General features: G+C 68.3%; 23 protein-coding genes. 9 read left to right on the forward strand and 14 right to left on the reverse strand.

What is annotated here, in order from left to right; all coding sequences use genetic code 11:
- Window positions 1-2 precede the first annotated feature (2 nt).
- The 6 genes from WBG06_RS02655 (at window position 3) to WBG06_RS02680 (ending at window position 6,532) form a co-directional block, all read left to right on the forward strand.
- Window positions 3-1,001 (forward strand): LacI family DNA-binding transcriptional regulator, encoded by a 999-nt coding sequence (locus WBG06_RS02655; protein ID WP_336734878.1) that lies wholly within the window; start codon window positions 3-5, stop codon window positions 999-1,001.
- A 26-nt stretch (window positions 1,002-1,027) separates the two neighbouring features.
- The gene (locus WBG06_RS02660) at window positions 1,028-1,354 is read left to right on the forward strand and encodes a DUF4333 domain-containing protein (RefSeq protein ID WP_336734880.1); all 327 of its coding nucleotides are present in this window, start codon (window positions 1,028-1,030) and stop codon (window positions 1,352-1,354) included.
- 37 nt (window positions 1,355-1,391) lie between these two features.
- Window positions 1,392-1,943 carry a hypothetical protein gene (locus tag WBG06_RS02665; protein WP_336734882.1) on the forward strand — a complete coding sequence of 184 codons (552 nt, stop codon included), beginning with the start codon at window positions 1,392-1,394 and terminating at the stop codon, window positions 1,941-1,943.
- A 36-nt stretch (window positions 1,944-1,979) separates the two neighbouring features.
- Window positions 1,980-2,462: a MarR family winged helix-turn-helix transcriptional regulator gene (locus tag WBG06_RS02670; RefSeq protein ID WP_336734884.1), complete on the forward strand. Its 483-nt coding sequence runs from the start codon at window positions 1,980-1,982 to the stop codon at window positions 2,460-2,462.
- Window positions 2,463-2,562: 100 nt separating this feature from the next.
- A complete protein-coding gene (gene icmF, locus WBG06_RS02675) occupies window positions 2,563-5,679 on the forward strand; it encodes a fused isobutyryl-CoA mutase/GTPase IcmF (protein WP_336734886.1) in 3,117 nt (1,038 codons plus the stop codon).
- 115 nt (window positions 5,680-5,794) lie between these two features.
- The gene (locus WBG06_RS02680; RefSeq protein WP_336734888.1) at window positions 5,795-6,532 is read left to right on the forward strand and encodes a helical backbone metal receptor; all 738 of its coding nucleotides are present in this window, start codon (window positions 5,795-5,797) and stop codon (window positions 6,530-6,532) included.
- Here the strand turns inward: WBG06_RS02680 and WBG06_RS02685 are convergent.
- From WBG06_RS02685 to WBG06_RS02715, 7 genes are all read right to left on the reverse strand, one after another.
- Window positions 6,480-6,851: a YrdB family protein gene (locus WBG06_RS02685; RefSeq protein ID WP_336734890.1), complete on the reverse strand. Its 372-nt coding sequence runs from the start codon at window positions 6,849-6,851 to the stop codon at window positions 6,480-6,482. The two genes, WBG06_RS02680 and WBG06_RS02685, sit on opposite strands and share 53 nt — an antisense overlap.
- Before the next feature lie 53 nt (window positions 6,852-6,904).
- Complete coding sequence (locus tag WBG06_RS02690; protein ID WP_336734893.1) at window positions 6,905-7,660, reverse strand: DinB family protein; 756 nt, start codon at window positions 7,658-7,660, stop codon at window positions 6,905-6,907.
- Between the two features lie 47 nt (window positions 7,661-7,707).
- The gene (locus WBG06_RS02695) at window positions 7,708-8,466 is read right to left on the reverse strand and encodes an enoyl-CoA hydratase-related protein (protein ID WP_336734895.1); all 759 of its coding nucleotides are present in this window, start codon (window positions 8,464-8,466) and stop codon (window positions 7,708-7,710) included.
- A gap of 48 nt (window positions 8,467-8,514) precedes the next feature.
- Entirely contained in the window at window positions 8,515-9,888 is a 1,374-nt protein-coding gene (locus WBG06_RS02700) for an ABC transporter substrate-binding protein (protein WP_336734897.1), read from the reverse strand.
- Between the two features lie 32 nt (window positions 9,889-9,920).
- The gene (locus tag WBG06_RS02705; RefSeq protein WP_336734899.1) at window positions 9,921-10,778 is read right to left on the reverse strand and encodes a carbohydrate ABC transporter permease; all 858 of its coding nucleotides are present in this window, start codon (window positions 10,776-10,778) and stop codon (window positions 9,921-9,923) included.
- Window positions 10,775-11,689, reverse strand: coding sequence for a carbohydrate ABC transporter permease (locus tag WBG06_RS02710; protein WP_336734900.1), 915 nt, complete (start codon window positions 11,687-11,689; stop codon window positions 10,775-10,777). Before WBG06_RS02710 ends, WBG06_RS02705 begins: the two co-directional genes overlap by 4 nt.
- A 97-nt stretch (window positions 11,690-11,786) precedes the next feature.
- Entirely contained in the window at window positions 11,787-12,461 is a 675-nt protein-coding gene (locus WBG06_RS02715) for a dihydrofolate reductase family protein (RefSeq protein ID WP_336734902.1), read from the reverse strand.
- 43 nt (window positions 12,462-12,504) lie between these two features.
- Between WBG06_RS02715 and galE the strand changes: the two genes are divergently transcribed.
- On the forward strand, window positions 12,505-13,482 hold the full coding sequence (galE, locus tag WBG06_RS02720; RefSeq protein WP_336734904.1) for a UDP-glucose 4-epimerase GalE: 978 nt from the start codon (window positions 12,505-12,507) through the stop codon (window positions 13,480-13,482).
- 122 nt (window positions 13,483-13,604) lie between these two features.
- Here the strand turns inward: galE and WBG06_RS02725 are convergent, their stop codons facing one another.
- The 3 genes from WBG06_RS02725 to WBG06_RS02735 form a co-directional block, all read right to left on the reverse strand.
- A complete protein-coding gene (locus tag WBG06_RS02725; RefSeq protein WP_336734906.1) occupies window positions 13,605-14,144 on the reverse strand; it encodes a hypothetical protein in 540 nt (179 codons plus the stop codon).
- On the reverse strand, window positions 14,122-14,565 hold the full coding sequence (locus WBG06_RS02730; protein ID WP_336734908.1) for a helix-turn-helix domain-containing protein: 444 nt from the start codon (window positions 14,563-14,565) through the stop codon (window positions 14,122-14,124). Before WBG06_RS02730 ends, WBG06_RS02725 begins: the two co-directional genes overlap by 23 nt.
- Before the next feature lie 140 nt (window positions 14,566-14,705).
- A complete protein-coding gene (locus WBG06_RS02735) occupies window positions 14,706-15,662 on the reverse strand; it encodes an asparaginase (protein ID WP_336734910.1) in 957 nt (318 codons plus the stop codon).
- A 28-nt stretch (window positions 15,663-15,690) separates the two neighbouring features.
- On the opposite strand from WBG06_RS02735, the gene WBG06_RS02740 reads away from it, so the two are divergent.
- A complete protein-coding gene (locus WBG06_RS02740) occupies window positions 15,691-16,626 on the forward strand; it encodes a sulfite exporter TauE/SafE family protein (protein ID WP_336734912.1) in 936 nt (311 codons plus the stop codon).
- Between the two features lie 19 nt (window positions 16,627-16,645).
- On the opposite strand, the gene WBG06_RS02745 is transcribed toward WBG06_RS02740, so the two are convergent.
- Window positions 16,646-18,028 (reverse strand): bifunctional dTDP-4-dehydrorhamnose 3,5-epimerase family protein/NAD(P)-dependent oxidoreductase, encoded by a 1,383-nt coding sequence (locus WBG06_RS02745; RefSeq protein WP_336734914.1) that lies wholly within the window; start codon window positions 18,026-18,028, stop codon window positions 16,646-16,648.
- Window positions 18,029-18,034: 6 nt separating this feature from the next.
- The gene (gene rfbB, locus WBG06_RS02750) at window positions 18,035-19,033 is read right to left on the reverse strand and encodes a dTDP-glucose 4,6-dehydratase (protein ID WP_336734916.1); all 999 of its coding nucleotides are present in this window, start codon (window positions 19,031-19,033) and stop codon (window positions 18,035-18,037) included.
- A 94-nt stretch (window positions 19,034-19,127) separates the two neighbouring features.
- Here rfbB and rfbA point away from each other — a divergent pair, with 94 nt between their 5' ends.
- Window positions 19,128-20,000, forward strand: a complete 873-nt coding sequence (gene rfbA, locus WBG06_RS02755; RefSeq protein WP_336734918.1) for a glucose-1-phosphate thymidylyltransferase RfbA — start codon at window positions 19,128-19,130, stop codon at window positions 19,998-20,000.
- An 85-nt stretch (window positions 20,001-20,085) separates the two neighbouring features.
- Here rfbA and WBG06_RS02760 read toward each other — a convergent pair whose 3' ends face one another.
- Both WBG06_RS02760 and WBG06_RS02765 read right to left on the reverse strand, forming a co-directional pair.
- Window positions 20,086-20,463, reverse strand: a complete 378-nt coding sequence (locus tag WBG06_RS02760; protein ID WP_336734920.1) for a phosphomannose isomerase type II C-terminal cupin domain — start codon at window positions 20,461-20,463, stop codon at window positions 20,086-20,088.
- 141 nt (window positions 20,464-20,604) lie between these two features.
- Window positions 20,605-21,771: a nucleotide sugar dehydrogenase gene (locus tag WBG06_RS02765; protein ID WP_336734922.1), complete on the reverse strand. Its 1,167-nt coding sequence runs from the start codon at window positions 21,769-21,771 to the stop codon at window positions 20,605-20,607.
- Between the last annotated feature and the right edge of the window lie 39 nt (window positions 21,772-21,810).

Consider the following 21,810-nt stretch of genomic DNA (forward strand, 5'->3'; position numbering starts at 1 on the left):
ACATGCCCACGCTCGACGAGGTCGCCCGACTGGCTGGTGTCAGCCGGGCGACCGCGTCGCGCGCGATCAACGGCGGCTCGCGTGTCTCGGCGAAGGCCGCGGAGGCCGTCGCCGAGGCCGTGCAGGCCCTGGGCTATCTCCCCAACCCGGCCGCCCGCTCCCTGGTGACGCGGCGAACCGAGACCATCGCGATGGTCGTGCCGGAGTCGGACGAGCGCGTCTTCGCCGACCCGTTCTTCGCGCGCACCCTGCACGTGGTGACCCAGGTCCTCGCTCAGCGCGACCTGCAGGTCGTGCTGCTGATCGCCCAGCCGGGCGACGAGATGCAGCGGACGCTGCGCTACCTGCGTGGCGGTCACGTCGACGGTGCGATCGTCGTCTCCCACCACCGCAACGATGCCCTCGCCGACCACCTGGCAGCCATCGGACTGCCGGCCGCGTTCATCGGTCGTCCGCTGACCGGCGCGGAGAAGGTCTTCTACACGGACCCCGACAACATCGCCGGCGCTCGCGAGGTCACCAACATCCTCATCGAGCGCGGTTGCCGCCGCATCGGCACCATCACCGGCCCCGTCGACATGAGCGCCGGCATGGACCGGGCGGCCGGCTGGCGGTCCGCCCTCGACGCCGCCGGCCTCGCCAGCGACGCAGTCGTCGAGGGCGACTTCACCGAGGACGGCGGCGAGGCCGCCTGCGAGATCCTGCTGCGCGACCATCCGGACATCGACGGCCTGATGGTCGCCTCCGACCTGATGGCCGCGGGCGCACTCCGCGTGCTCGAACGAGCCGGCCGCCGTGTGCCCGACGACATCGCGGTCGTCGGCTACGACGACCTCGGCATCGCCGAGCGCACCACTCCCCCGCTCACCACGGTCAAGAACCCGATAGGAGACATGGCGAGGGAAGCCGTCCGGCTGCTCCTCGCCCAGCTCGACGGCGGCACCACCATCCCCCGGCGAGTCGTCTTCGCGCCCGAGCTGGTGCGGCGTACGTCTGCTTGATCTTCGCCTACCTCTAGTCTGTGCCCATGACACGCACCCGCGCCTTCTCGGGCGCCCTGACCGGCGCGGCGCTCCTCGCCGTATCGCTCGCCCTGACGGCCTGCGGTTCGAGCAAGGACTACGTGCAGGAGAAGACGGTCGAGCGGATCGCCACCGAGCAGCTCACCAACGCCATCGGCGTCACTCCCGAGGACCTCGACTGCCCCGGCGACCTCGAGGGCAAGGTCGGCACCGAGATGACCTGCGTGCTCACCTCCGAGGGCGAGACGTACGACGCGATCATCACCGTCGACAGCGTCGACGAGGGCGGGGTCCGCTTCAAGATCGACGTCCCGCCCAACGCCACGGAGTGAGCCCACGGAGCCCCCGGAACAGATAAACTGCTGAGTCGTGTCCCCTCATGCGAGGCCTTTCTTCGACCATGTCGCGCGCGTGTGCGACGGCACGCCCTACAAGGCGACCGAGACGGCGCGCGGGTTCGACGTGGAGCTCGACCTCGGCGATCCGCAGTGGCACGACACGCTCCGGAAAGCCAAGCTGAGCTGGATCTTCACCTACCACGTCTCGATGCCGACGCGGAACTCCTACGCGATCATCGAGGACACCCGCAGCCTCGTCTGGTTCGGCGACGAGCCGCACACCCAGAAGACCGGCGTACGCCGCATCGAGGCCGATGACGAGCAGACCGACCAGGGCGTGTGGCACGTGCACGACCCCGAGTCGGTCCCCGATCTGGACCAATACCGTTTCGACGCCGAGGAGGGGCGCACGCTGATCACCAGCGTCGCCCGGCTCTACGCCCTGCAGCAGCGCGGCACGCGGCACGAGGGCGCGGGATTCTCCGTCGCGGTGGGTCTGGTCGTGACGCTCTCGGTGATCGCGACCCTCATCGGGGTCGCGGTGATCCTCAACCTGCTCGGCACCTTCGGCGCGCCCTCGTAACCCCGTCGTCATGGCAGCTGTGTGATGCTGACCCGCATGGATCCGATCCGCGAGGCGCAACGGCAGTGGATCGCGCACGGCTGGGCTGACGCCGCTGACGGGATGGCGCTGGTGACCTCGCTCGTACGCGTGCACCAGCTCTTCATGGAGCGCGTCGACGCCGCGTTGCGACCCCATGACCTCTCCTTCGCCCGCTACGAGGTGCTCCGGCTGCTCTCCTTCACCCAGGACGGCCAGCTCCCGATGGCCAAGCTGGGCTCCCGCCTCCAGGTCCACCCCGCCTCGGTGACCAGCGCCGTCGCCCGGCTGGAGAAGCAGGGCTTCGTACGCCGCAGCCGCTCCGCCGCCGACGGCCGCGTGGTCCTCGCCGCCATCACCGACGCCGGCCGAGACGCCGTCGAGGCGGCCACGACCTCGCTCAACACCGAGGTCTTCGAGAAGCCCGGGATCGAGGACGTACCCGGCCTGACCGCGCTGCTCACGCAGGTCCGCGCGGCCTCCGGGGACTCGGTCGGCTGAGCCCGCGCGGCGAGGGCGGAGTCGCGTACTGGCGAGTATGTGACCTACGACCTATCCTAGAAATACTTGGACGTCCAACTATTCCCTGGGAGCACCGCCCATGTCCGACCTCCACATCCCCCAGCACCACGTACGGATCGTGACCGCGAGCAGCCTGTTCGACGGGCACGACGCAGCGATCAACATCATGCGCCGGATCTTCCAGGCGCAGGGGTGCGAGGTGATCCACCTCGGTCACAACCGTTCGGTGACCGAGATCGCCGACGCCGCGGTTCAGGAGGACGCGCACTGCGTCGCGGTCTCCTCCTACCAGGGCGGGCACGTGGAGTTCTTCGAGTACCTGGTCACCGCGCTCAAGGAGCGCGGCGCCGGCCACATCAAGGTCGTGGGCGGTGGCGGCGGCGTCATCGTGCCCTACGAGATCGAGCGCCTGGCCAACTCCGGCGTCAAGATCTTCTCCCCCGAGGACGGTCAGCGGCTGGGGCTCCCCGGGATGATCAACTCGGTCGTGCGCGACGTCGACCGCGACCTGTGGCCGACCTTCAACTTCGCCGCCGAGGACGTCCTCGCGGGCTGCCCGCTCGCGGTCTCGCGGTCCATCACCGCCGCCGAGCAGGGACGGCTTCCCGCCGAGATCGCGGACCCGCTGCGTGAGTCCGGACGGGCGATCGTCCTCGGCATCACCGGCACCGGCGGCTCCGGCAAGTCCTCGCTCACCGACGAGCTGGTACGCCGGCTGCGCACCGACCAGGAGGACAAGCTCCGCATCGGCGTGCTCGCCATCGACCCGACCCGGCGCCGCGGCGGCGGCGCGCTGCTGGGCGACCGGATCCGGATGAACTCGCTGGCCGCGATCACCGACGGCGGCTCGACGACCTACTACCGCTCCCTCGCCACCCGCGGCGGTCACGAGGTGCCCGAGCACTTCGCCGACGTGCTCGCCGTGATGAAGGCAGCCGTCGACCTCGTCATCGTCGAGACGCCCGGCATCGGCCAGGGCGACACCGGGATCAGCGACTTCGTCGACGTCTCGCTCTACGTCATGACGCCTGAGTTCGGTGCCGCCAGCCAGCTGGAGAAGATCGACATGCTCGACTTCGCCGACGTCGTGGCGATCAACAAGTTCGAGCGCCGCGGGGCCGAGGACGCGCTCCGCGACGTCTCCCGCCAGCTCGTCCGCAACCGGGAGGCGTTCACCTCCTCCCCCGACGACATGCCGGTCTTCGGCACCTCGGCCGCGGCCTTCGACGACGACGGCGTCACCGCGCTCTACCAGCACATCAAGGGCCTCCTCGGCGAGGCCGGCCTGGCGCTGAGCGAGGGCGTTCTCCCTCGCGTCTCGACCCGTCACTCCACCGGGCTGCACCCGATCATCCCCGAGAAGCGCGTGCGCTACCTGGCCGAGATCGCCGGCGACGTACGCGACTACCACGCGCGCACCGGCGAGCTCGTCGCCGCGGTGCGCAAGGAGCAGGCCTACGAGATCGTCGCCGCCGACCACCCCGAGCTCGAGGTCCCCGCCTCCGAGCTCCCCGAGGACCTCCGCCAGCAGCTGGACTCGTGGCAGGAGACCAAGGAGACGTACGCCGCCGACGACAGCGGCCGGACATCGCTGTCGGGCAACTACATCCCACGCGTGGCGACCCCCGGCTACACCGACCGCGGCGAGCTGACCCGGTTCCTGCGCAACGAGAACCTGCCCGGCTTCTTCCCGTTCACCGCGGGTGTCTTCCCCTACAAGCGTCAGGGCGAGGACCCGGCTCGGATGTTCGCCGGCGAGGGCGACCCGTTCCGCACCAACCGCCGCTTCAAGCTGCTCTCCGAGGGCCAGCCCGCGACCCGGCTCTCGACCGCGTTCGACTCGGTCACCCTCTACGGCCGCGACCCCGACGTACGCCCTGACATCTACGGCAAGGTCGGCACGTCCGGCGTCTCGGTGGCGACCCTGGACGACATGAAGGCGCTCTACGACGGCTTCGACCTGCTCGCTCCGACGACCTCGGTCTCGATGACGATCAACGGGCCGGCGCCGACGATCCTGGCGTTCTTCCTCAACACCGTCATCGACCAGGCGCGCGAGCGCGGCGTCGACCCGGCGAAGGCGCTGCAGACGGTGCGCGGCACCGTGCAGGCCGACATCCTCAAGGAGGACCAGGGCCAGAACACCTGCCTGTTCTCCACCGAGTTCTCGCTGCGCTGCATGGCCGACATCCAGGAGTGGTTCATCCAGAACGGGGTCCGCAACTTCTACTCGGTGAGCATCTCCGGCTATCACATCGCCGAGGCCGGGGCGAACCCCATCTCCCAGCTCGCCTTCACGCTGGCCAACGGCTTCACCTACGTCGAGTCCTACCTGGCCCGCGGCATGGACATCGACGACTTCGCGCCCAACCTGTCCTTCTTCTTCTCCAACGGCATGGACCCGGAGTACTCCGTCATCGGCCGCGTCGCCCGACGGATCTGGGCGGTCGCCATGCGCGAGCGCTACGGCGCCTCGGAGCGCTCGCAGAAGCTGAAGTACCACATCCAGACGAGCGGTCGGTCCCTGCACGCGCAGGAGATGGACTTCAACGACATCCGCACCACGCTGCAGGCGCTCATCGCGATCTACGACAACGCCCAGTCGCTGCACACCAACGCCTTCGACGAGGCCGTCACGACCCCGTCGGAGGAGTCCGTACGCCGCGCCCTGGCCATCCAGCTGATCATCAACCGCGAGTGGGGCATGGCGTTCAACGAGAACCCACTCCAGGGTTCGTTCATCATCGACGAGCTGACCGACCTGGTCGAAGAGGCAGTGCTCAAGGAGTTCGACCGGATCTCCGAGCGAGGCGGCGTGCTCGGCGCGATGGAGACCGGCTACCAGCGCGGCAAGATCCAGGACGAGTCGATGCTCTACGAGCACCGCAAGCACGACGGCACCCTGCCGATCGTCGGCGTCAACACGTTCGTACGTGACACCAACGGCGCCCCCGCAGGCCCCGTCGAGCTCGCCCGGGCGACCGAGGCCGAGAAGAAGTCCCAGCTCGACCGCGTCCACGCCTTCCAGGCCGCCCACGCGACCGAGGCCGACGAGGCCATCGCGCGGCTCAAGCAGGTCGCGATGTCGGACGAGAACATCTTCGCAGCGCTCATGGACGCCGCCCGGGTCTGCTCGCTCGGCCAGGTGACCGAGGCGTTCTTCGAGGTCGGCGGGCAGTACCGGCGCAACGTGTGATGGATGCTCGTCTAGGCGGTGTCCTGAGCTTGTCGAAGGGTATGCAGCCGAATCGTCACTCCCCTGGCGGAGTTCCGCACGGGGAGTGACGACCGACCTGCGTACCTTGATGAACATGCACGACGACTTAGGCACCCCGTACGAAGGCCCGCACCCGGCGACGCGGGTGGTCTCGTTGGTCCCGTCGCTGACCGAGGCACTCGTCTCGGTCGCGGCGGACCGGGTGGTGGGCGCGACGGACTGGTGCACACACCCGGCGGACCTGGACGTTCCCCGCGTACGCGGCACCAAGAACCCGGATCTGGCCGCGATCGTGGCGCTGGCGCCGGACGTGGTCGTGGCCAACAAAGAGGAGAACCGGGAGCTGGACGTACGTCGCCTGCGGGAGCGGGGCGTCCGGGTCTGGGTGACGGACATCGAGACGGTGCCCCAGGCGGTCACGTCCATGGAACGCCTGCTCGACGGGCTCGGCTGGGACCGCCCGGACTGGCTCGCACAGACTCGGGAGCTGTGGTGCGGCCCGCTTCCCGAGGTCACCCGCCGGATCGCGGTGCCGATCTGGCGCGACCCGTGGATGGTGGTCGGCTCACGGACCTTCACCGGCGACCTGCTGCGCCGCCTGGGCTGGGAGAACGTCTTCGGCGCTCACGGGGAGCGCTATCCGCACGTCGAGCTGGTCGACATCGACGAGGCCGGCGCCGACGTCGTGCTGCTCCCCGACGAGCCGTACGTCTTCACCGCCGAGGACGGCCCGGAGGCGTTCGCGCGGACGCCGACGGAGCTGGTCAGCGGCCGGTTGATCACCTGGTACGGGCCAAGTCTCCTCGAGGCCCATCGGTGGGCAGCCGGCTGATCGCCGGCAGCTGCGCCAGGCCGTTGACGACGACCGAGAAGACCAGCAGGGCGATCGCCCATCCCGGTTGACCGGCGTCCAGGAGCGCCAGCGAAGCCAGCCCGAAGACGATCACCTTCACCAGCGGCCGAACCACCGGCCCGCCTCGAGTGGCCTTGGGCGAGGCGAACATCCCCCAGACGACCGCCGCTACGACCGGCAGCAGCCACACCAGCAACCACCGAGGGTCGTGCTGCCAGCCCCACACCCCGAAGGCGGCGATCGCCACGAGCTCGTCGACGAACACCAGGATCAGCACGAACCAACCGAAGACCGCCACGGCCGTCATCGTAGGGCCGGAGGACACCGACGGCTCGTGAATATCGTGCCGTCTCAGCCGGTGGTGAGAGCCGCCAGGTCGCGTACGGCATAGCGGTGGTGCTCGGCCTCTTCGGCGAGCACGACCTTCAGGCAGCGGCGTACGGAGTAGTCGGCTTCGGGGTCGTTGCCGACCGGCGTGCGGGCGCAGAGCCGGTCAAGGCCTGCGTCGGTGATCGTGGAGACCAGCTCGCGCACCGTGGCCATCCGGGCGAGCCGGGGCTCGAGGACCTCCTGCAGCGAGGGGTCGGCGCCGACGGTGAGCCCCGTGCCGGTCTCGTCCTCACCCCCGGGCCCGTAGCCGAGCGGGTGGTAGGGGTCGTCCTCTTCGAGGACCGGGTTGCCGACCCACTTGTCGCTGGCGTGGAGCAGATGCCGCAGGGTCTCGATGAACGACCATTCGTCGTCGACCCGCTCGTGGAGCAGCTCCTCCGGCAGCGCCCGGGCCTGCTCCACCGTCTCCGTCCACGTCGCCTCGACCGCCGCCCAGGCCGCCCGGATCTCGTCCGCAGTCTGCGCTTCCCGGGCCAGCACCCGGTTGGGCTCGAGGCGATCGAGCTCGGCCTCGACGTGCGCCGTCACGTCGACGTCGTTGACCACGACCCGCCCGAAGTCGCCGCCGAGATAGACGTCGCGACCCCAGCAGTCGACGATCTTCAGCCGCTCCTCGAACCAGCAGTCGCGGATCTCCAGACCGCTGACGTCACTCTGCCGGATCAGCGCGCCCCGGAACCGGTCGCTGTCGACGTAGGTCTTCTGCTCGGTGGCCATAGGCCATCCTCGGCCGAGGCCACGCGCCCGTCAACGGACTTTCGGGCCTAGCGGAAGGCGGGCTTCTCCTTGGCCAGGAAGGCGCGCACGCCCTCCTTGAAGTCGGCACCGGTGTAGACCTCACGGAGCAGGTCCTCGTCACCCTCGGGCGAGGCCTCGGCGCGGGCAGCGTACGCAGCGAGCTGGCTCTTGGTGGCGCGCACGGTGACGCCGGAGAGCGGCAGGATGCCCGCTACCAGCGCGTCGACCTCGTCGGCCAGCGAGTCGGTGACGGCGGTCAGGGCACCGGTGGCGTAGGCGCGGTCGGCGCTGATCAGCCGGGCGGCGAGGAGCATCTCGCGCACGACCGGCTCACCGAAGACGGCAGCCGCGCGGTAGACGATGGAGGCCGCGAGCGCGTTGCCGAGCGTCTTCGCGATCGGGTAGCCGAACCGGGAGTGTGGCGTCGCGACCCGCAGGTCGCAGTGGGTGGCGACCGCGAGCCCGCCTCCGACGCAGACCCCGTCGACCGCGGCGATGGTGACCTGCGGGAGCGCGAAGAGCTTCTCGAGCAGCGAGCGGATCCAGTCCTCGTAGTCGACCGCGTCACGAGAGAGGAAGTCGGAGATCTCGTTGCCTGCGGCGAACGCCCGCCCACCGGTGCCGGTCAGCACCAGCACCTTCACCGACTCGTCCGTCGCGAGCTCGTCGCACAGATCGTGCAGCGCGGCGTACATCGCGTGCGTGAAGGCGTTGTGCTTCTGGGGTCGGTTGAAGGTCACCTGTACGACGCCGGGGCGCCGCTCCACTACCAAGTCCTCGCTCACGGGAACCGAGCGTAGGGCACCCCGTGGGGTGCCCTACGACGGTGTTCATCAGATGTGCGGCTTGACCTGGTCGGTGTAGATCTTCTCCAGCGCCGTCTTCAGGCTGTCCATCTCCGCCTGGACGTCCTTGTTCTCGGTGAGGATCGCAGCCATGTGGTTGGCCATCTCCAGGTCACCACCGGGGAGGAAGACCCGGGCGTAGTCCTGCGAACGGGTGTTGGGGAGCTGGTCGATGGCGACCTGCGCCTGCGGGGTCTTCTCCACGATCGCGCTGGCGTCGGCGGACTTGCGGATCGGGACGTAGCCGGTCGCCTCGGAGAACTTGATCGCCTGCTCGGGCTCGGTGAGGAACTTGATGAACGTGCCGGCCGCGAGCTGCCGTTCGGGGCTGATGTCCTTCGGGATGCCGACGCCCGAACCGCCGGTCGGGCAGATCTTCTCGGTCTCCACCGGGCCGGCGGGCAGCGGGGCGACGCCGACGTCGAACTTGGCCGAGGTGATCGCGGTGATCAGGTCACCGGTCGACCCCACGGTGGCGCTGGCGACGCCTGCGGCGAAGTCCTGGATCTGGTCGACCCCGGCGACCCCGGCGACCTTGTCCTGGTAGACCCAGTCCTTGAGGAACGAGAGCGCCTCGACCGACTCCGCCGAGTTGCAGGTGATGTCGAAGGACTCCTCCTTCGACCAGCCGCCACCCCAGCCCCACAGGTTGTTCTGCAGGGTCCAGCCGGCGTAGCCCGCCAGGGCGGGGAACTGGAAGGCGAACTTCGCGCCGCTCGACTCGGCCAGCTTGGCCGTCCACTCGCCGAACTCCTCCCAGGACTCCGGGCCCTGGTCGGAGAGGCCGGCCTTCTTCCAGTGGTCCTTGTTGTAGTAGAAGAGCGGCGTCGAGCGGGCCCACGGCACGGCCCAGTGGGCGTCGTCGTAGAGGTAGTCGGCCAACAGCGAGTCGACGTAGTCGTCGGTGTCGAACTCGAGCGCCTCGAAGAGGGAGTCGAGCGGGATGATCTGGTCGTTCATCTTGTAGCGGAACCACCACACGTCCGACAGGTTGATGATGTCGGGGAGGTCGCCGCCGGTCTGGGCGGTCTGGAACTTCTGCGCGATCTCCTCGTAGTCGGCGCCGGCGGTGACCAGCTTGACCGTGATGTCGGACTGCGAGGAGTTGAAGGCGTTCACGATCTCGGTGCTGACCTTGATCGAGTCACCCGGGTTGGAGGTCCAGAAGGTGATCTCCTTGGCCGGCTTCACGCCGCTGAAGTCGATCTGCTCGACCGTGCTGGCGCCTCCGCCGCCGCTGGTCGACGGACCACCACCGCAGGCGGAGAGCGCCGCCGCGGAGATGCCGAGGGCGCTGAGGCCGAGGAACCGCCGCCGGTCCAGGATCAGACCCGAGCGATGCAGGTTGGACGATGTGTTCATGGTGCATCCCTTCCCTGTTGTGGGCGAGCACGTCAGCCTTTGACGCCGCCTTGGGTGAAGCCGTTGACGATGTGGCGCTGGAGGAACGCGAAGACGACGAGGATCGGCAGCAGCACCATCACGGTGCCGGCCATCAGCACCCCGAACGAGCTGGCCGCGGACTCGCTGTTCTGCAGCAGCGTCAGGCCGCGCGGCAGCGTCATCATCTCGGGGTCGGTGATGATGATCAGCGGCCACAGATAGTCGTTCCACTCGTAGACCACGTTGACCAGCGCCACGGTCGCGATCGACGGCAACGACATCGGCACCACGCAGTGCCACAGCCGCCGCCAGTGGCCGGCGCCGTCCAGGTGAGCCGCCTCGATCACCTCGTAGGGCAGCTGCATGAACGCCTGGCGCAGCAGGAACGTACCGAATCCGGTGCCGAGGCCCGGCAGGATGAGACCCCAGTAGGTGTTTTCGCCGCCCAGGCTGCTGATGAAGACGTAGTTAGGCAGGGCGGTCACCTGCGGCGGCACCATCATCGTGGCGAGGATGCCCCAGAAGATGTATTTCTTCCCGGGGAACTCGCAGAAGACCAAGCCGTACGCCGTCAGGATCGCCAGCAGCACCTTCAGCCCGGCGCCGACGACCGTGACGATGGTGGAGTTGAGGAAGAGCCGTCCGAAGGGGACCTTCTGAGCCGCCTCGGAGTAGTTCTCCGGCCGCCAGACCTCGGGGAACACCACCAGGTCGGTCGTGGCCAGGTCGCTGGGGCCCTTGAAGGACGCCAGGATCATGTAGCCGAGCGGCAGCACGACCACGAGGACCGCGAGCAGCAGGATCAGGTAGTCACGTACGGTCAGCGGCGTCAGCCGCACCCGGCGCGACGGAGCAGTGGTGGCGCTCATCGGTAGTGGACCCGCCTCTCCAGGACGACCAGCTGGACCAGCGTGAGCACCACGAGGATCGCGAAGAGCACCGTCGAGAGCATCGCGGAGTAGCCCGCCTGGCTCTGCTCCTTGAAGCCGGTCAGGTAGGCATCGAAGATCAGGGTGCGGGCGCCGCGGCCGAGCTTGTCCATCGCGATCAGCAGGTCGAAGGCCTGCAGGCTGTTGAGGATCGTGGTGACCATCAGGAAGAACGTTGTCGGCGACAGCAGCGGCAGGGTCACCGTGAAGAAACGCCGCACCGGACCTGCGCCGTCGAGATCGGCCGCCTCCAGCACGTCACCCGGCACCGCCTGCAGACCGGCGAGGTAGATGACCGCCGCGTAGCCGAGGTTCTTCCAGACGTAGACGATGATCACCATCGTCAGCGTCCACGGGGGCGAGTTGATCCACTCCGGGCTGTTCAGGCCGACATCACGCAGGATCGCGGAGAGCGCGCCGATGTTGGGGTCGAAGATGTAGAGCCAGGCGAGCCCGACGCCGTACCCGGAGAGGATGTAGGGCGCGAAGACCGTCGCCTGCGCGAACCCGGCGCCCGGGAGCCTGCGGTTGAGCGCCAGCGCGACACCGAGGCCCAGGGCCAGGGTGAGGCCGACGGTCGCGACGGTGAAGATCGCCGTCGTGGTCAGCACCTTGCCCGCCTCGCCGGAGGTGAAGAAGTCGCGGTAGTTGCCCAGACCCACCGGCGTCGCGAACTTCGAGCCCAGCGTCCAGTTGAGGGTCGAGTAGTAGATGTTCTGGAAGAGCGGCCGGTAGGTGAAGACCGCGATGAGCGCGACGTTGGGCGCGACGAACGCCAGAAAGATCAGCCACTCCCGCACACGTCGTCCCGAGAGTGCCTGACGTGGTCGCTTGGTTGTGACTGCCGTCATACCTGGCACGATCGGTGAGTCAAGCGGGTGGTTACGACGCCGTCAAGAGTAAAACTCTCGGTCTCAAGATTTCGTTACCGGAAACTGACCGTGAACGTCAGGAATTTACAAGCCATCGTCCGAGCAACGTGCCGTCGTGCTCGATGAGGGAACCCAAGGAGACCGGTACGTCCCGAGGCGGCCCGGTCACGATCCGCCGACCGGTGCCGGCGAGGAGCTTCGGCGTGATCGTGTGGCAGAGCTCGTCGACCACGCCTGCCTCGAGCAGCGTACCGAGGAGAGCGGGGCCGCCCTCGCAGAGAACGTGCCGCATGCCCTGCTCGTGGAGCCTGTCGAGGAGCGCCGGAAGGTCGACCTCGGATGCGCCGGTGACATAGACGTTCTCCGCACCGATCTCGTCGTGCGCCGCCGCCAGGCCGGGCGCATCGGCCACCGTGGCGAGCCGGACGGAGCCGGGCTCGCAGCCACGGAGGTCGTCGGGGATCCGGCCGCGGCGGGAGACGACGACGATCGGCGTCCCCTTGGCCTCGTACGTCTCGGCGATGGCGGTCCCCGCACCGACCAGGACGACGTCGGCGAGCTCGCGCAGGATGTGGAAGACATCGACGTCGACGGCGTTGTTGACCGTGCCGGAGCGGCCGTCGGAGCCGGTCGCCGCGCCGTCGAGGGAGCTGACCATGTTGGCCCGCAACCACGGCAGGCGGGGTGGTGCGTAGATGGCTCGCAGACCTTCGGGGGTGGTCGGGTCGCCGTCACCGTGCAGGAGGATCACCCTGCCCACGTTAGGCGGTGGACCCTGCCGCTATCTTCATGACATGAGTTGGTTGGTTACCGGAGGCGCGGGCTACATCGGATCGCACGTCGTGCAGGCGCTGCTCGACGCAGGTATGGAGCCGGTCGTCCTCGACGACCTGTCTTCGGGGTTCGCGAAGTTCGTGCCGGACAACGTCACGTTCGTCGAGGCGACGCTGCTGGACAAGGCCGCGATCGAGCAGGCGATCAACGACCACGGGGTCGAGGGCGTCATCCACCTCGCCGGCTTCAAGTACGCGGGCGTCTCGGTGCAGCGGCCGCTGCACACGTACGCACAGAACGTCACCGGCACCGCCAACCTCCTCGAGGCGATGGCGGCCACCGGTGTCGACATGCTGGTCTTCTCCTCCTCGGCCGCGACGTTCGGCACCCCCGACGTCGATCTGGTCACCGAGACCACGCCGACCAACCCGGAGAGCCCCTACGGCGAGTCCAAGCTGATCGGCGAGTGGCTGATCGCCGACGTGGCTCGCGCCGAGGGTCTCGCGCACACCTCGCTGCGCTACTTCAACGTGGTGGGCTCCGGGAGCAAGGATCTCTACGACACCAGCCCCCACAACCTCTTCCCGCTGGTCTTCGACGCGCTGGCCAAGGGCAAGACGCCGCAGATCAACGGCGACGACTACCCGACCCCCGACGGCACCTGCGTACGCGACTACGTGCACGTCGCCGACCTCGCCCACTCCCACGTCGTCGCGGCCAAGCGGCTCGCAGAGGGCAAGGACCTCGAGCCGGTCTACAACCTGGGCTCCGGCGAGGGATCCTCGGTGCGGCAGATCATGGACACCATCCGCGAGGTGACCGGCATCGAGTTCGAGCCCGTCATCAACCCGCGCCGCCCTGGCGACCCCGCCCGCATCGTCGCCACCGGTGAGCTCGCGCGTCGCGACCTCGAGTGGGAGATGCGCCACGACCTGCGCTCCATGGTCGCCACCGCCTGGGAGGCCCGCCAGGCCGCGGGGGCCGACTACCCGAGCTGATCCTCGCGGCGGATGCTCACCGAGGTAACTCGGTCAGCACCCACTCTCCTCGTGGAACTCCACGAAATAAGCGACGGCTCACCGAGCCACCTCGGTGAGCCGTCGCGCGTGCAGGGCCAGGGTCAGGCCTTCTTCGGCGCAGCCTTCTTGGCAGGAGCCTTCTTGGCGGGAGCCTTCGGGGCCGCGGCCTTGGGGGCCTCCGCCTTCGGAGCCTCGGTCTTCGGCGCCTCGGCCTTGGGGGCCTCGGACTTCGGGGCCTCGGTCTTCGGCGCCTCGACGGCCTCGGACTTCTTGAACTTCGCGACAACGGTCTCACCGCGGGTGGCGAGCTTGTCGTAGGTGCCGGTGGCGGAACCGGTGGTCTCGTCGAGCTTGGCCTTGACGGTGACCTTCAGCTTCTCGGGAAGGACGGCGTACTGCTCCTTGGCCAGGGCCGGGAGGGACTTCGGGTCGAAGCCGGCCACGGTGGACTTGGCGGCGGTCGCCTTCTCGGTCGCCTTGGTGCGGGCGTCGGTCAGCTTGGTGGTCGCCTCGGAGCGGTAGCTGTCGACGCGCTTCTGCAGGTCGCTGGCGAGGTCCTTGACCGTCTCGTAGGCGAGGTCGGCGACCCCGGCGACGGCGTTGAGGGGCTTGGTGGTCTCAATCTTGGGCAGCGTGGGCATCTGGGTTCTCCTCATGATGGGGTTCTTCGTCGGTTTCATCGGCGGCCGGCGCATCGTCGGTGACACGACTGTTAAGAGCAAGGAACGAGTGGTAGACGTCGAGCAGCGAGTGCTTCTGCCGCTCGGTCAGACTCGGATCGGCGAGCACCGCGAGCTCCACGGACCCTCCGACGTTGGAGTCAGGGCTGAGGATCCCGGCACGGACATAGACCTGCTCCGCCGAGATACGCAGCGCCTTGGCGATCTGCTGGAGGACCTCAGCCGATGGCTTGCGCAGTCCGCGCTCGATCTGGCTGAGGTAGGGGTTGGACACACCTGCTTGGTCGGCGAGCTGACGCAGGGACATCTCGGCCGAGATCCGCTGTTCCTTCAGATACTCGCCGAGCGTGCCGACCGCACTCGTGACCTTGCTCTTGACCATGACTCCAGTGTGCTAACAATTGCTAGCAATCACAAGTCCTCGGCAACCGAAGTGACACACATCACCCACTAGTTGCTTCATCAACCGGCGGAAACATGTGTGAAGCACGAGTCCGAAGGTCGCTAGCAGCCGTTAGCAGCTCACAGCAGCGCGCGGATCTCCCCCACCCGGCGACCACCACCGAGGATCGGCGCCTCCCCCGTTGCCCGCACGGCGTCGGCGTCGGCCCCGTCCAGGTCACCGACTTCGTCGCGCAGCAGCGCTGCGGCCATCACGACCGGCCGCGCCCGGTCACCGCCGTCGTCGACCTTGAGCGCCCAGGCGCGGCCGTCGGGCAGCGCCACGGCGTAGACCGCTTCGGCACCCAGCTTGCCGATCAGCCCGGGTACGGCCCGGTGCAGCGCGACCTCGTCGCGGGTCGTGCCCGAGACGTACTCGGGATGGGTGCGCATCGCCTCGGCGACCCGCGCGCCCGGCCCGTCGACCGCCGAGGCGATGGTCGAGAACGCCCGGGCGAGCCCGGTCAGCGACGTCGACAGGGCCGGCGCGCCACAGCCGTCGACGGTGACGTACGCAGCCTCGCCGGTGCACGCCTCGAACACCTCCTTGATCCCGACCTGGAGCGGGTGCTCGGGGTCCAGATAGCCCTCGAGCGGCCAGCCCGCGGTGACGCAGGTGGCGAGCATGGCCGCGTGCTTGCCGGAGCAGTTCATCGCCAGCCGCGTCTTCACCTCGCCGCGACGGATCGCCTCCTCCCGCGCCTCCACCCCGAACGGGTAGTCCTCGATGTTGCCGAGCGCGGACTCGTCCAGGTCGACGGTGGCCAGGATGCGGCGTACGCCTTCCTGGTGGAACGCCTCACCCGAGTGGGAGGCGCAGGCGAGGGCAAGCAGGTCGGGCGGCAGATCGAGGCCGAGGATCGTCATCGCCAGGGCCTGGACCGGCTTGGTCGAGGAACGCGGGAGCACCGGCGAGTCGACATCACCCAGCGACCAACCGACGGTCCCGTCGGCGGCCAGGGCTAGGGCGGATCCGTAGTGGTGTCCTTCGACGAAGTCGGAGCGGATGATCTCGGCGATCGGCACTGGTGCTGGCATGGGGCCGAGACTATGTGAGAGTTGCCCCGTGCTCGCCGACCTCCTCACCCAAGACGCACTCAGCGTGCTCGTGGTCAGCTTCGGGATCGGCATCGTGGTCGGGCTGACCGGCATGGGCGGTGGCGCCCTGATGACCCCGGCGCTGATCTTCCTCGGCGTGCCCCCGACGACGGCCGTCGCCAACGACCTCGTCGCCGCCTCGGTCAACAAGTCGGTCGGCGCTGCAGTGCACTGGCGCCACGGCTCGCCCAACCTCCGGCTGGCGACCTACCTCGTCATCGGCTCGGTGCCGTTCGCCTTCCTGGGCACCTTCGTGCACAAGCTGGCGCCGGGCGACACCGACCACTTCCTCAAGCTCATCCTCGGTGGCGCGCTGCTGTTCGCGGCCGCCTCCTACATGTTCCGGATGTATCTACAGCTTCGCCTGGTCACCGGCGGCAACGAGGCACCCGAGGAAGACCCCCACCTGAAGCCGCTGCTCACCATCGTCATCGGCGCCCTCGGCGGCCTCCTGGTCGGCATCACCTCCGTCGGCTCCGGCTCGGTCATCATGATCGCGCTGCTGCTGGTCTACCCGACGCTCTCGGCGGTCAAGCTGGTCGGCACCGACCTGGTCCAGGCGGTGCCTCTGGTGCTCGCCGCCGCGATCGGCCAGGTGATCAACCACGGCGTCGAGTGGGCCGTGCTGATCCCGCTCATCCTCGGCGGCACCCCCGGCACCTTCCTCGGCTCCCGGATGGCGCGCTGGGTCTCCCAGTCGGTCATCCGGCGCGGCATCGTCATCATGCTGACGCTCTCCGGGGCCAAGATGCTCGGTGCCGACGCCACCTTCCTGCTGTTCCTGGGCGGCGGCATGCTGCTCCTCGGCCCGCTGCTGTGGGGCTTCATCCGCCAGACCCGCGGCCTGGCCGCCTTCGACAACAACGCCGCCGCCTGGCGGCTCCCGGAACGCTCGGACAAGTAACTCCAGGCCGACTCGACGGTCAGGCTTTCAGGTAGCGGCGCAGCGCGTCGAGGTGGTCCTCGGGCTCGAAGCCGGTGGCGGTGAGCTTGTCGAGGGACATCACCGAGTTGAGCGGTCGCGGCGCGACACCCTCCTTGCCGGCGAAGTAGGCCTCGGTCGAGGTCGCACCCACGTCGGACCCGTCCCGCCCGGACAGCGAGAACACCTCGGCGGCGATGTCGCGCCACGAGCACGGCTCCCCGGCGTTGGTGCAGTTGTAGATCCCGTACGCAGCCCCGGACCGCAGCAGGTGAGCAGTGGCCGCGGCGAGCGTGTCGGTGAAGGTGAGTCGGCCGATCTGGTCGTCGACCACGGTGGGCGAGACGCCCTTCTCGGCGAGAGCCGCCATGGTGCGTACGAAGTTCTTGCCGTCGCCCACGACCCACGAGGTGCGCAGGACGTAGTGGCGGGGGGTGCCGGCGACGGCGATGTCGCCGGCGGCCTTGGACTGGGCGTAGACACCGAGGGGCGAGACCGGTTCGTCCTCGGTGTGCTCGGTGGCGGTGCCGTCGAAGACGTACTCGGTCGAGTAGTGCACCAGGGTCAGCCGGTGCTCGGTCGCGACCCGGGCGAGCAGCGCGGGAGCCGTCGCGTTGGCCGCCCAGGCGGTGCGCCGGCCCTCAGGTGTCTCGGCGGTGTCGACGGCGGTGTAGGCAGCGGCGTTGAGGACGACCTGGTAGTCGGCCCACGGCCAGGCCGCTACCGCCTTCTCGTCGGAGATGTCCAGCTCACCACGGCCGACCGCATCGGCCTCCGGGAAGACCGAGGCGAGGGCACGGCCGAGCTGGCCGTCGGCGCCGATGATCAGGGTCTTCTTCGGCTTCATCGGGGTGATCTCGGCCAGGCGCGGGTTGACCCTGTCCTTCTCGGAGACCTCCGCCGAGTCCAGCGGGATCGGCCAGGCGATCGCGGCCGTCTCGTCGGCGAGGTTGAGCGCCGGGTAGGCGAAGCCGGGGCGCCAGTGGTCGTTGACCAGGTAGGAGTAGACGGTGCGGTCCTCCAGCGCCTGGTAGGAGTTGCCGACCCCACGCGGCACGAAGACCGCGGTCTCGGGGTCGATCTCGATGGAGAAGGTCGTCCCGAAGGACTCCCCCTCACGCATGTCGACCCAGGCGGCGAAGACCCGTCCGCAGGCCACCGAGACGAACTTGTCCCACGGCTCGGTGTGGATCCCCCGGGTCGCGCCTCGAGCGGCGTTGAAGGACATGTTGTTCTGCACCGGTCCGAAGTCGGGCAGTCCCAGCGCGGTCATCTTCTCCCGCTGCCAGTTCTCCTTGAACCAGCCGCGGGCGTCACCGTGCACCGGCAGGTGGACGACCAGCAGACCCGGGATGGGCGTCTCCTCGACGCGCAGCTCAGCCACCGAGAATCACTGCCCCTTCGCGGCGTACTTGGCTTCGGTCTCGTGCTTCAGCGGCGACCACCAGGCCTCGTTCTCCTGGTACCAGGCGATCGTCGCGGCCAGACCCTTGTCGAAGTCCTGGTATTTCGGCTCCCAACCGAGCTCGCTGCGCAGCTTGCCGGACTCGATGGCGTAGCGACGGTCGTGACCGGCACGGTCGGTCACCCACTCGATGTCGTCCTCAGGACGTCCGAAGTGGCGCAGGATCGCCCGGACCACCTCGACGTTGGACTTCTCGCCGTCGGCGCCGATCAGGTAGGTCTCCCCGATCCGGCCCTTCTCCAGGATCGTCCAGACCGCCGAGGAGTGGTCGTCGGTGTGGATCCAGTCGCGCACGTTGAGCCCGTCGCCGTAGACACGCGGCCGGCGGCCCTCGATCACCTCGGTGATCTGGCGCGGGATGAACTTCTCGACGTGCTGCCAGGGGCCGTAGTTGTTGGAGCAGTTGGAGATCGTCGCGCGCACGCCGAAGGAGCGCACCCAGGCACGGACGAGGTGGTCGGAGCCCGCCTTGGTGGCCGAGTAGGGCGAGGACGGCTGGTAGGGGGTGTCTTCAGTGAACCGCTTCGGGTCGTCGAGGTCGAGGTCGCCGTAGACCTCATCGGTGGAGACGTGGTGGAACCGCACGTCGTGACGACGGACGGCCTCGAGCAGCACGAAGGTGCCGACGATGTTGGTCTGGACGAACGGCGCCGGGTCGGAGAGCGAGTTGTCGTTGTGCGACTCGGCCGCGTAGTGCACCACCGCGTCCGACTCCGCCACCAGCGGCTCGACCACCGCGGCGTCCGCGATGTCCCCGACCACGAGCCTCACCCGGTCCTCCGGGAGCCCGGCGAGCGACGCCTCCGAGGAGGCGTAGGTCAGCTTGTCGAGCACCGTCACGTACGCATCAGTGTTGGCCACGAGGTGGTGCACGAAGTTGGAGCCGATGAACCCGGCGCCACCTGTCACAAGAATCCGTCTCACCGGTTCATCGTAGGCAGAATTAACCGCCCGGTGGTCGCCTCGCCCCGGTGGGTTCCCTAGAACGTAGGGTGAACATCCGTAGGATCAACTGACCATGAAGGGGATCATCCTCGCCGGAGGCACCGGCTCACGTCTGCACCCGATCACTCTTGCGATCAGCAAGCAGCTGATGCCGATCTACGACAAGCCGATGATCTACTACCCGCTGACCACGCTGATGCTGGCCGGGATCCGGGACATCCTGGTGATCACGACGCCCCATGAGGCCTCGGGCTTCCACCGGCTCCTCGGTGACGGGAGCCACCTCGGCGTCAACATCAGCTATGCCGAGCAGCCCTCCCCCGACGGCCTCGCCCAGGCGTTCACGATCGGCGCCGACGTCGGCTTCCTCGACGAGTCCGAGGACGGCGTCGGCCTCGTCCTGGGGGACAACATCTTCTACGGTCCCGGCCTCGGCACCCAGCTGGCCCGCTTCAAGACGATCACCGGTGGTGCCGTGTTCGGCTACCGCGTCGCCGACCCGCGCGCCTACGGCGTCGTCGAGTTCGACGAATCCTTCACAGCGATCTCGCTCGAGGAGAAGCCCGAGAAGCCCAAGAGCCCGTACGCCGTCCCCGGCCTCTACTTCTACGACAGCTCGGTCATCGGGCATGCCCGCAACCTCAAGCCGTCCGCCCGCGGCGAGCTCGAGATCACCGACCTCAACCGGATCTACCTCGAGGCCGGCACCCTCTCCGTCGAGGTGCTCCCCCGCGGCACCGCCTGGCTCGACACCGGCACCCTCGAGGACCTCAACGAGGCCGCCAACTTCATCCGGGCCATCGAGCACCGCCAGGGCACCAAGATCGGCGCTCCCGAAGAGGTCGCGTGGCGCCAGGGATGGCTCTCCGACGAGCAGCTCTCCGAGCTCGCCCAGCCGCTGCTGAAGAGCGGCTACGGGAAGTACTTGCTCGGGCTGCTGGCCTGAGGTCGGGGTGTAACACGCTGTTCGTAGCACTATCCGGTCGTTTTCAACGACCGGATAGTGGGTGTAACCGCGTGTTACAGCCGGCTCAGGCCTCCGCCGCCACCTGCGTCTCGGCCTCGGCCCGGCCGAAGTCGTCCTCGAGTCGCACGATGTCGTCCTCGCCGGTGTAGCCGCCGCGCTGGACCTCGATGATCGAGAGCGGCTCGTCGGTCTCGTTGCAGATCCGGTGGGCCTGGCCGACGGCGACGTCGACGGACTCACCCGGGCCGGCGATGGTGGTCACGCCGTCGATGACGCAGGTCGCCTTGCCGTAGATGACGACCCAGTGCTCGGAGCGGTGGGTGTGGGTCTGGTAGGAGAGGCGGCTGTGGGGCAGCACCTCGATCCGCTTCACCTTGTAACCCGGACCGACGTCGATGACATGCCACGAACCCCAGGGGCGGGTCTCGGAGTCACCAGCCATGATGTTGCCTCATTCCTAGACACGGAGCAGAAGACGCGACCTTAACTGTACGCATCCGCGCGCGGTTCATTGCGAGCCGATGGTCACCGGTCCGTTACCCGCAGGTCGCCCACGGGAGGCAGTTCTCGGCTCCGGAAGCGGTCAGTCTCGTCCGTAGATGTCGCGCGTGTAGACCTTGTCGGCGACATCGGCGAGCACCTCGGTGCGCCGGTTGGCGATGATCACGTCCGCGCGCCTCTTGAACTCGGCGAGGTCCTCGATCACCTCGGAGTGGAAGAACTCCGGCTCGTCGAGCTCGGGCTCGTAGATGATCACCTCGACGCCCTTGGCCTTGATCCGCTTCATCACGCCTTGGATCGACGACTCGCGGAAGTTGTCCGAGCCCGACTTCATGATCAGCCGGTAGACGCCGACCACCTTCGGCTCGCGGCGCAGGATGTCGGTGGCGACGAAGTCCTTGCGCGTGGTGTTGGCCTCGACGATCGCCGAGATGAGGTTCTGCGGGACGTCCTGGTAGTTCGCCTGCAGCTGCTTGGTGTCCTTGGGCAGGCAGTAGCCGCCGTAGCCGAAGCTCGGGTTGTTGTAGTGCGACCCGATCCGCGGGTCCAGGCCGACGCCCTCGATGATCTGGGTCGTGCTGAGACCGTGGGTCGCGGCGTACGTGTCGAGCTCGTTGAAGTAGGCGACCCGCAGCGCGAGGTAGGTGTTGGCGAAGAGCTTGATCGCCTCGGCCTCCGTCGTACCGGTCATCAGGACGGGCACCTCGTGCTCCAGGGAGCCTTCGAGCAGGAGCTCGGCGAACCCCTTCGCGGCCGGGGAGTCGTCGCCGACGACGATGCGGGAGGGGTGCAGGTTGTCGTGGAGCGCCTGGCCCTCGCGCAGGAACTCGGGGCTGAAGAAGAGCGTCGTCTCGGGGTGCTGCTCCCGCTTGGCGGCGATGTAGCCCACCGGGATCGTCGACTTCACCACGATCGCCGCGTCCGGGGCGTGGCTCACCGCGTCCACGATCACGCCGTCGACGCTGGAGGTGTCGAAGTAGTTCGAGGCCTCGTCGTAGTTGGTCGGGGTCGCGACGATGACGTACGCGGCATCCGCGTAGGCGTCCTCCTTGTCGAGGGTCGCGCGCAGGTCGAGCTCCTTGGTGGCCAGGAAGCTGGTGATCTCGGTGTCCTCGATCGGCGTCTTCCTCGCGTTGACCAGGTCCACCCGCTCCTGGGAGACGTCCAGGACGACGACCTCGTGCTTCTGCGCCAGCAGGACCGCGAGAGACATCCCGACGTAGCCCACGCCGACAACGGTGATCTTCATGCCGGAACTGTAAGCAGCGATTCGGCGAGCGTCGCAGCG

Source organism: Nocardioides sp. CCNWLW239, assembly GCF_037137035.1.
Lineage (GTDB): Bacteria > Actinomycetota > Actinomycetes > Propionibacteriales > Nocardioidaceae > Nocardioides.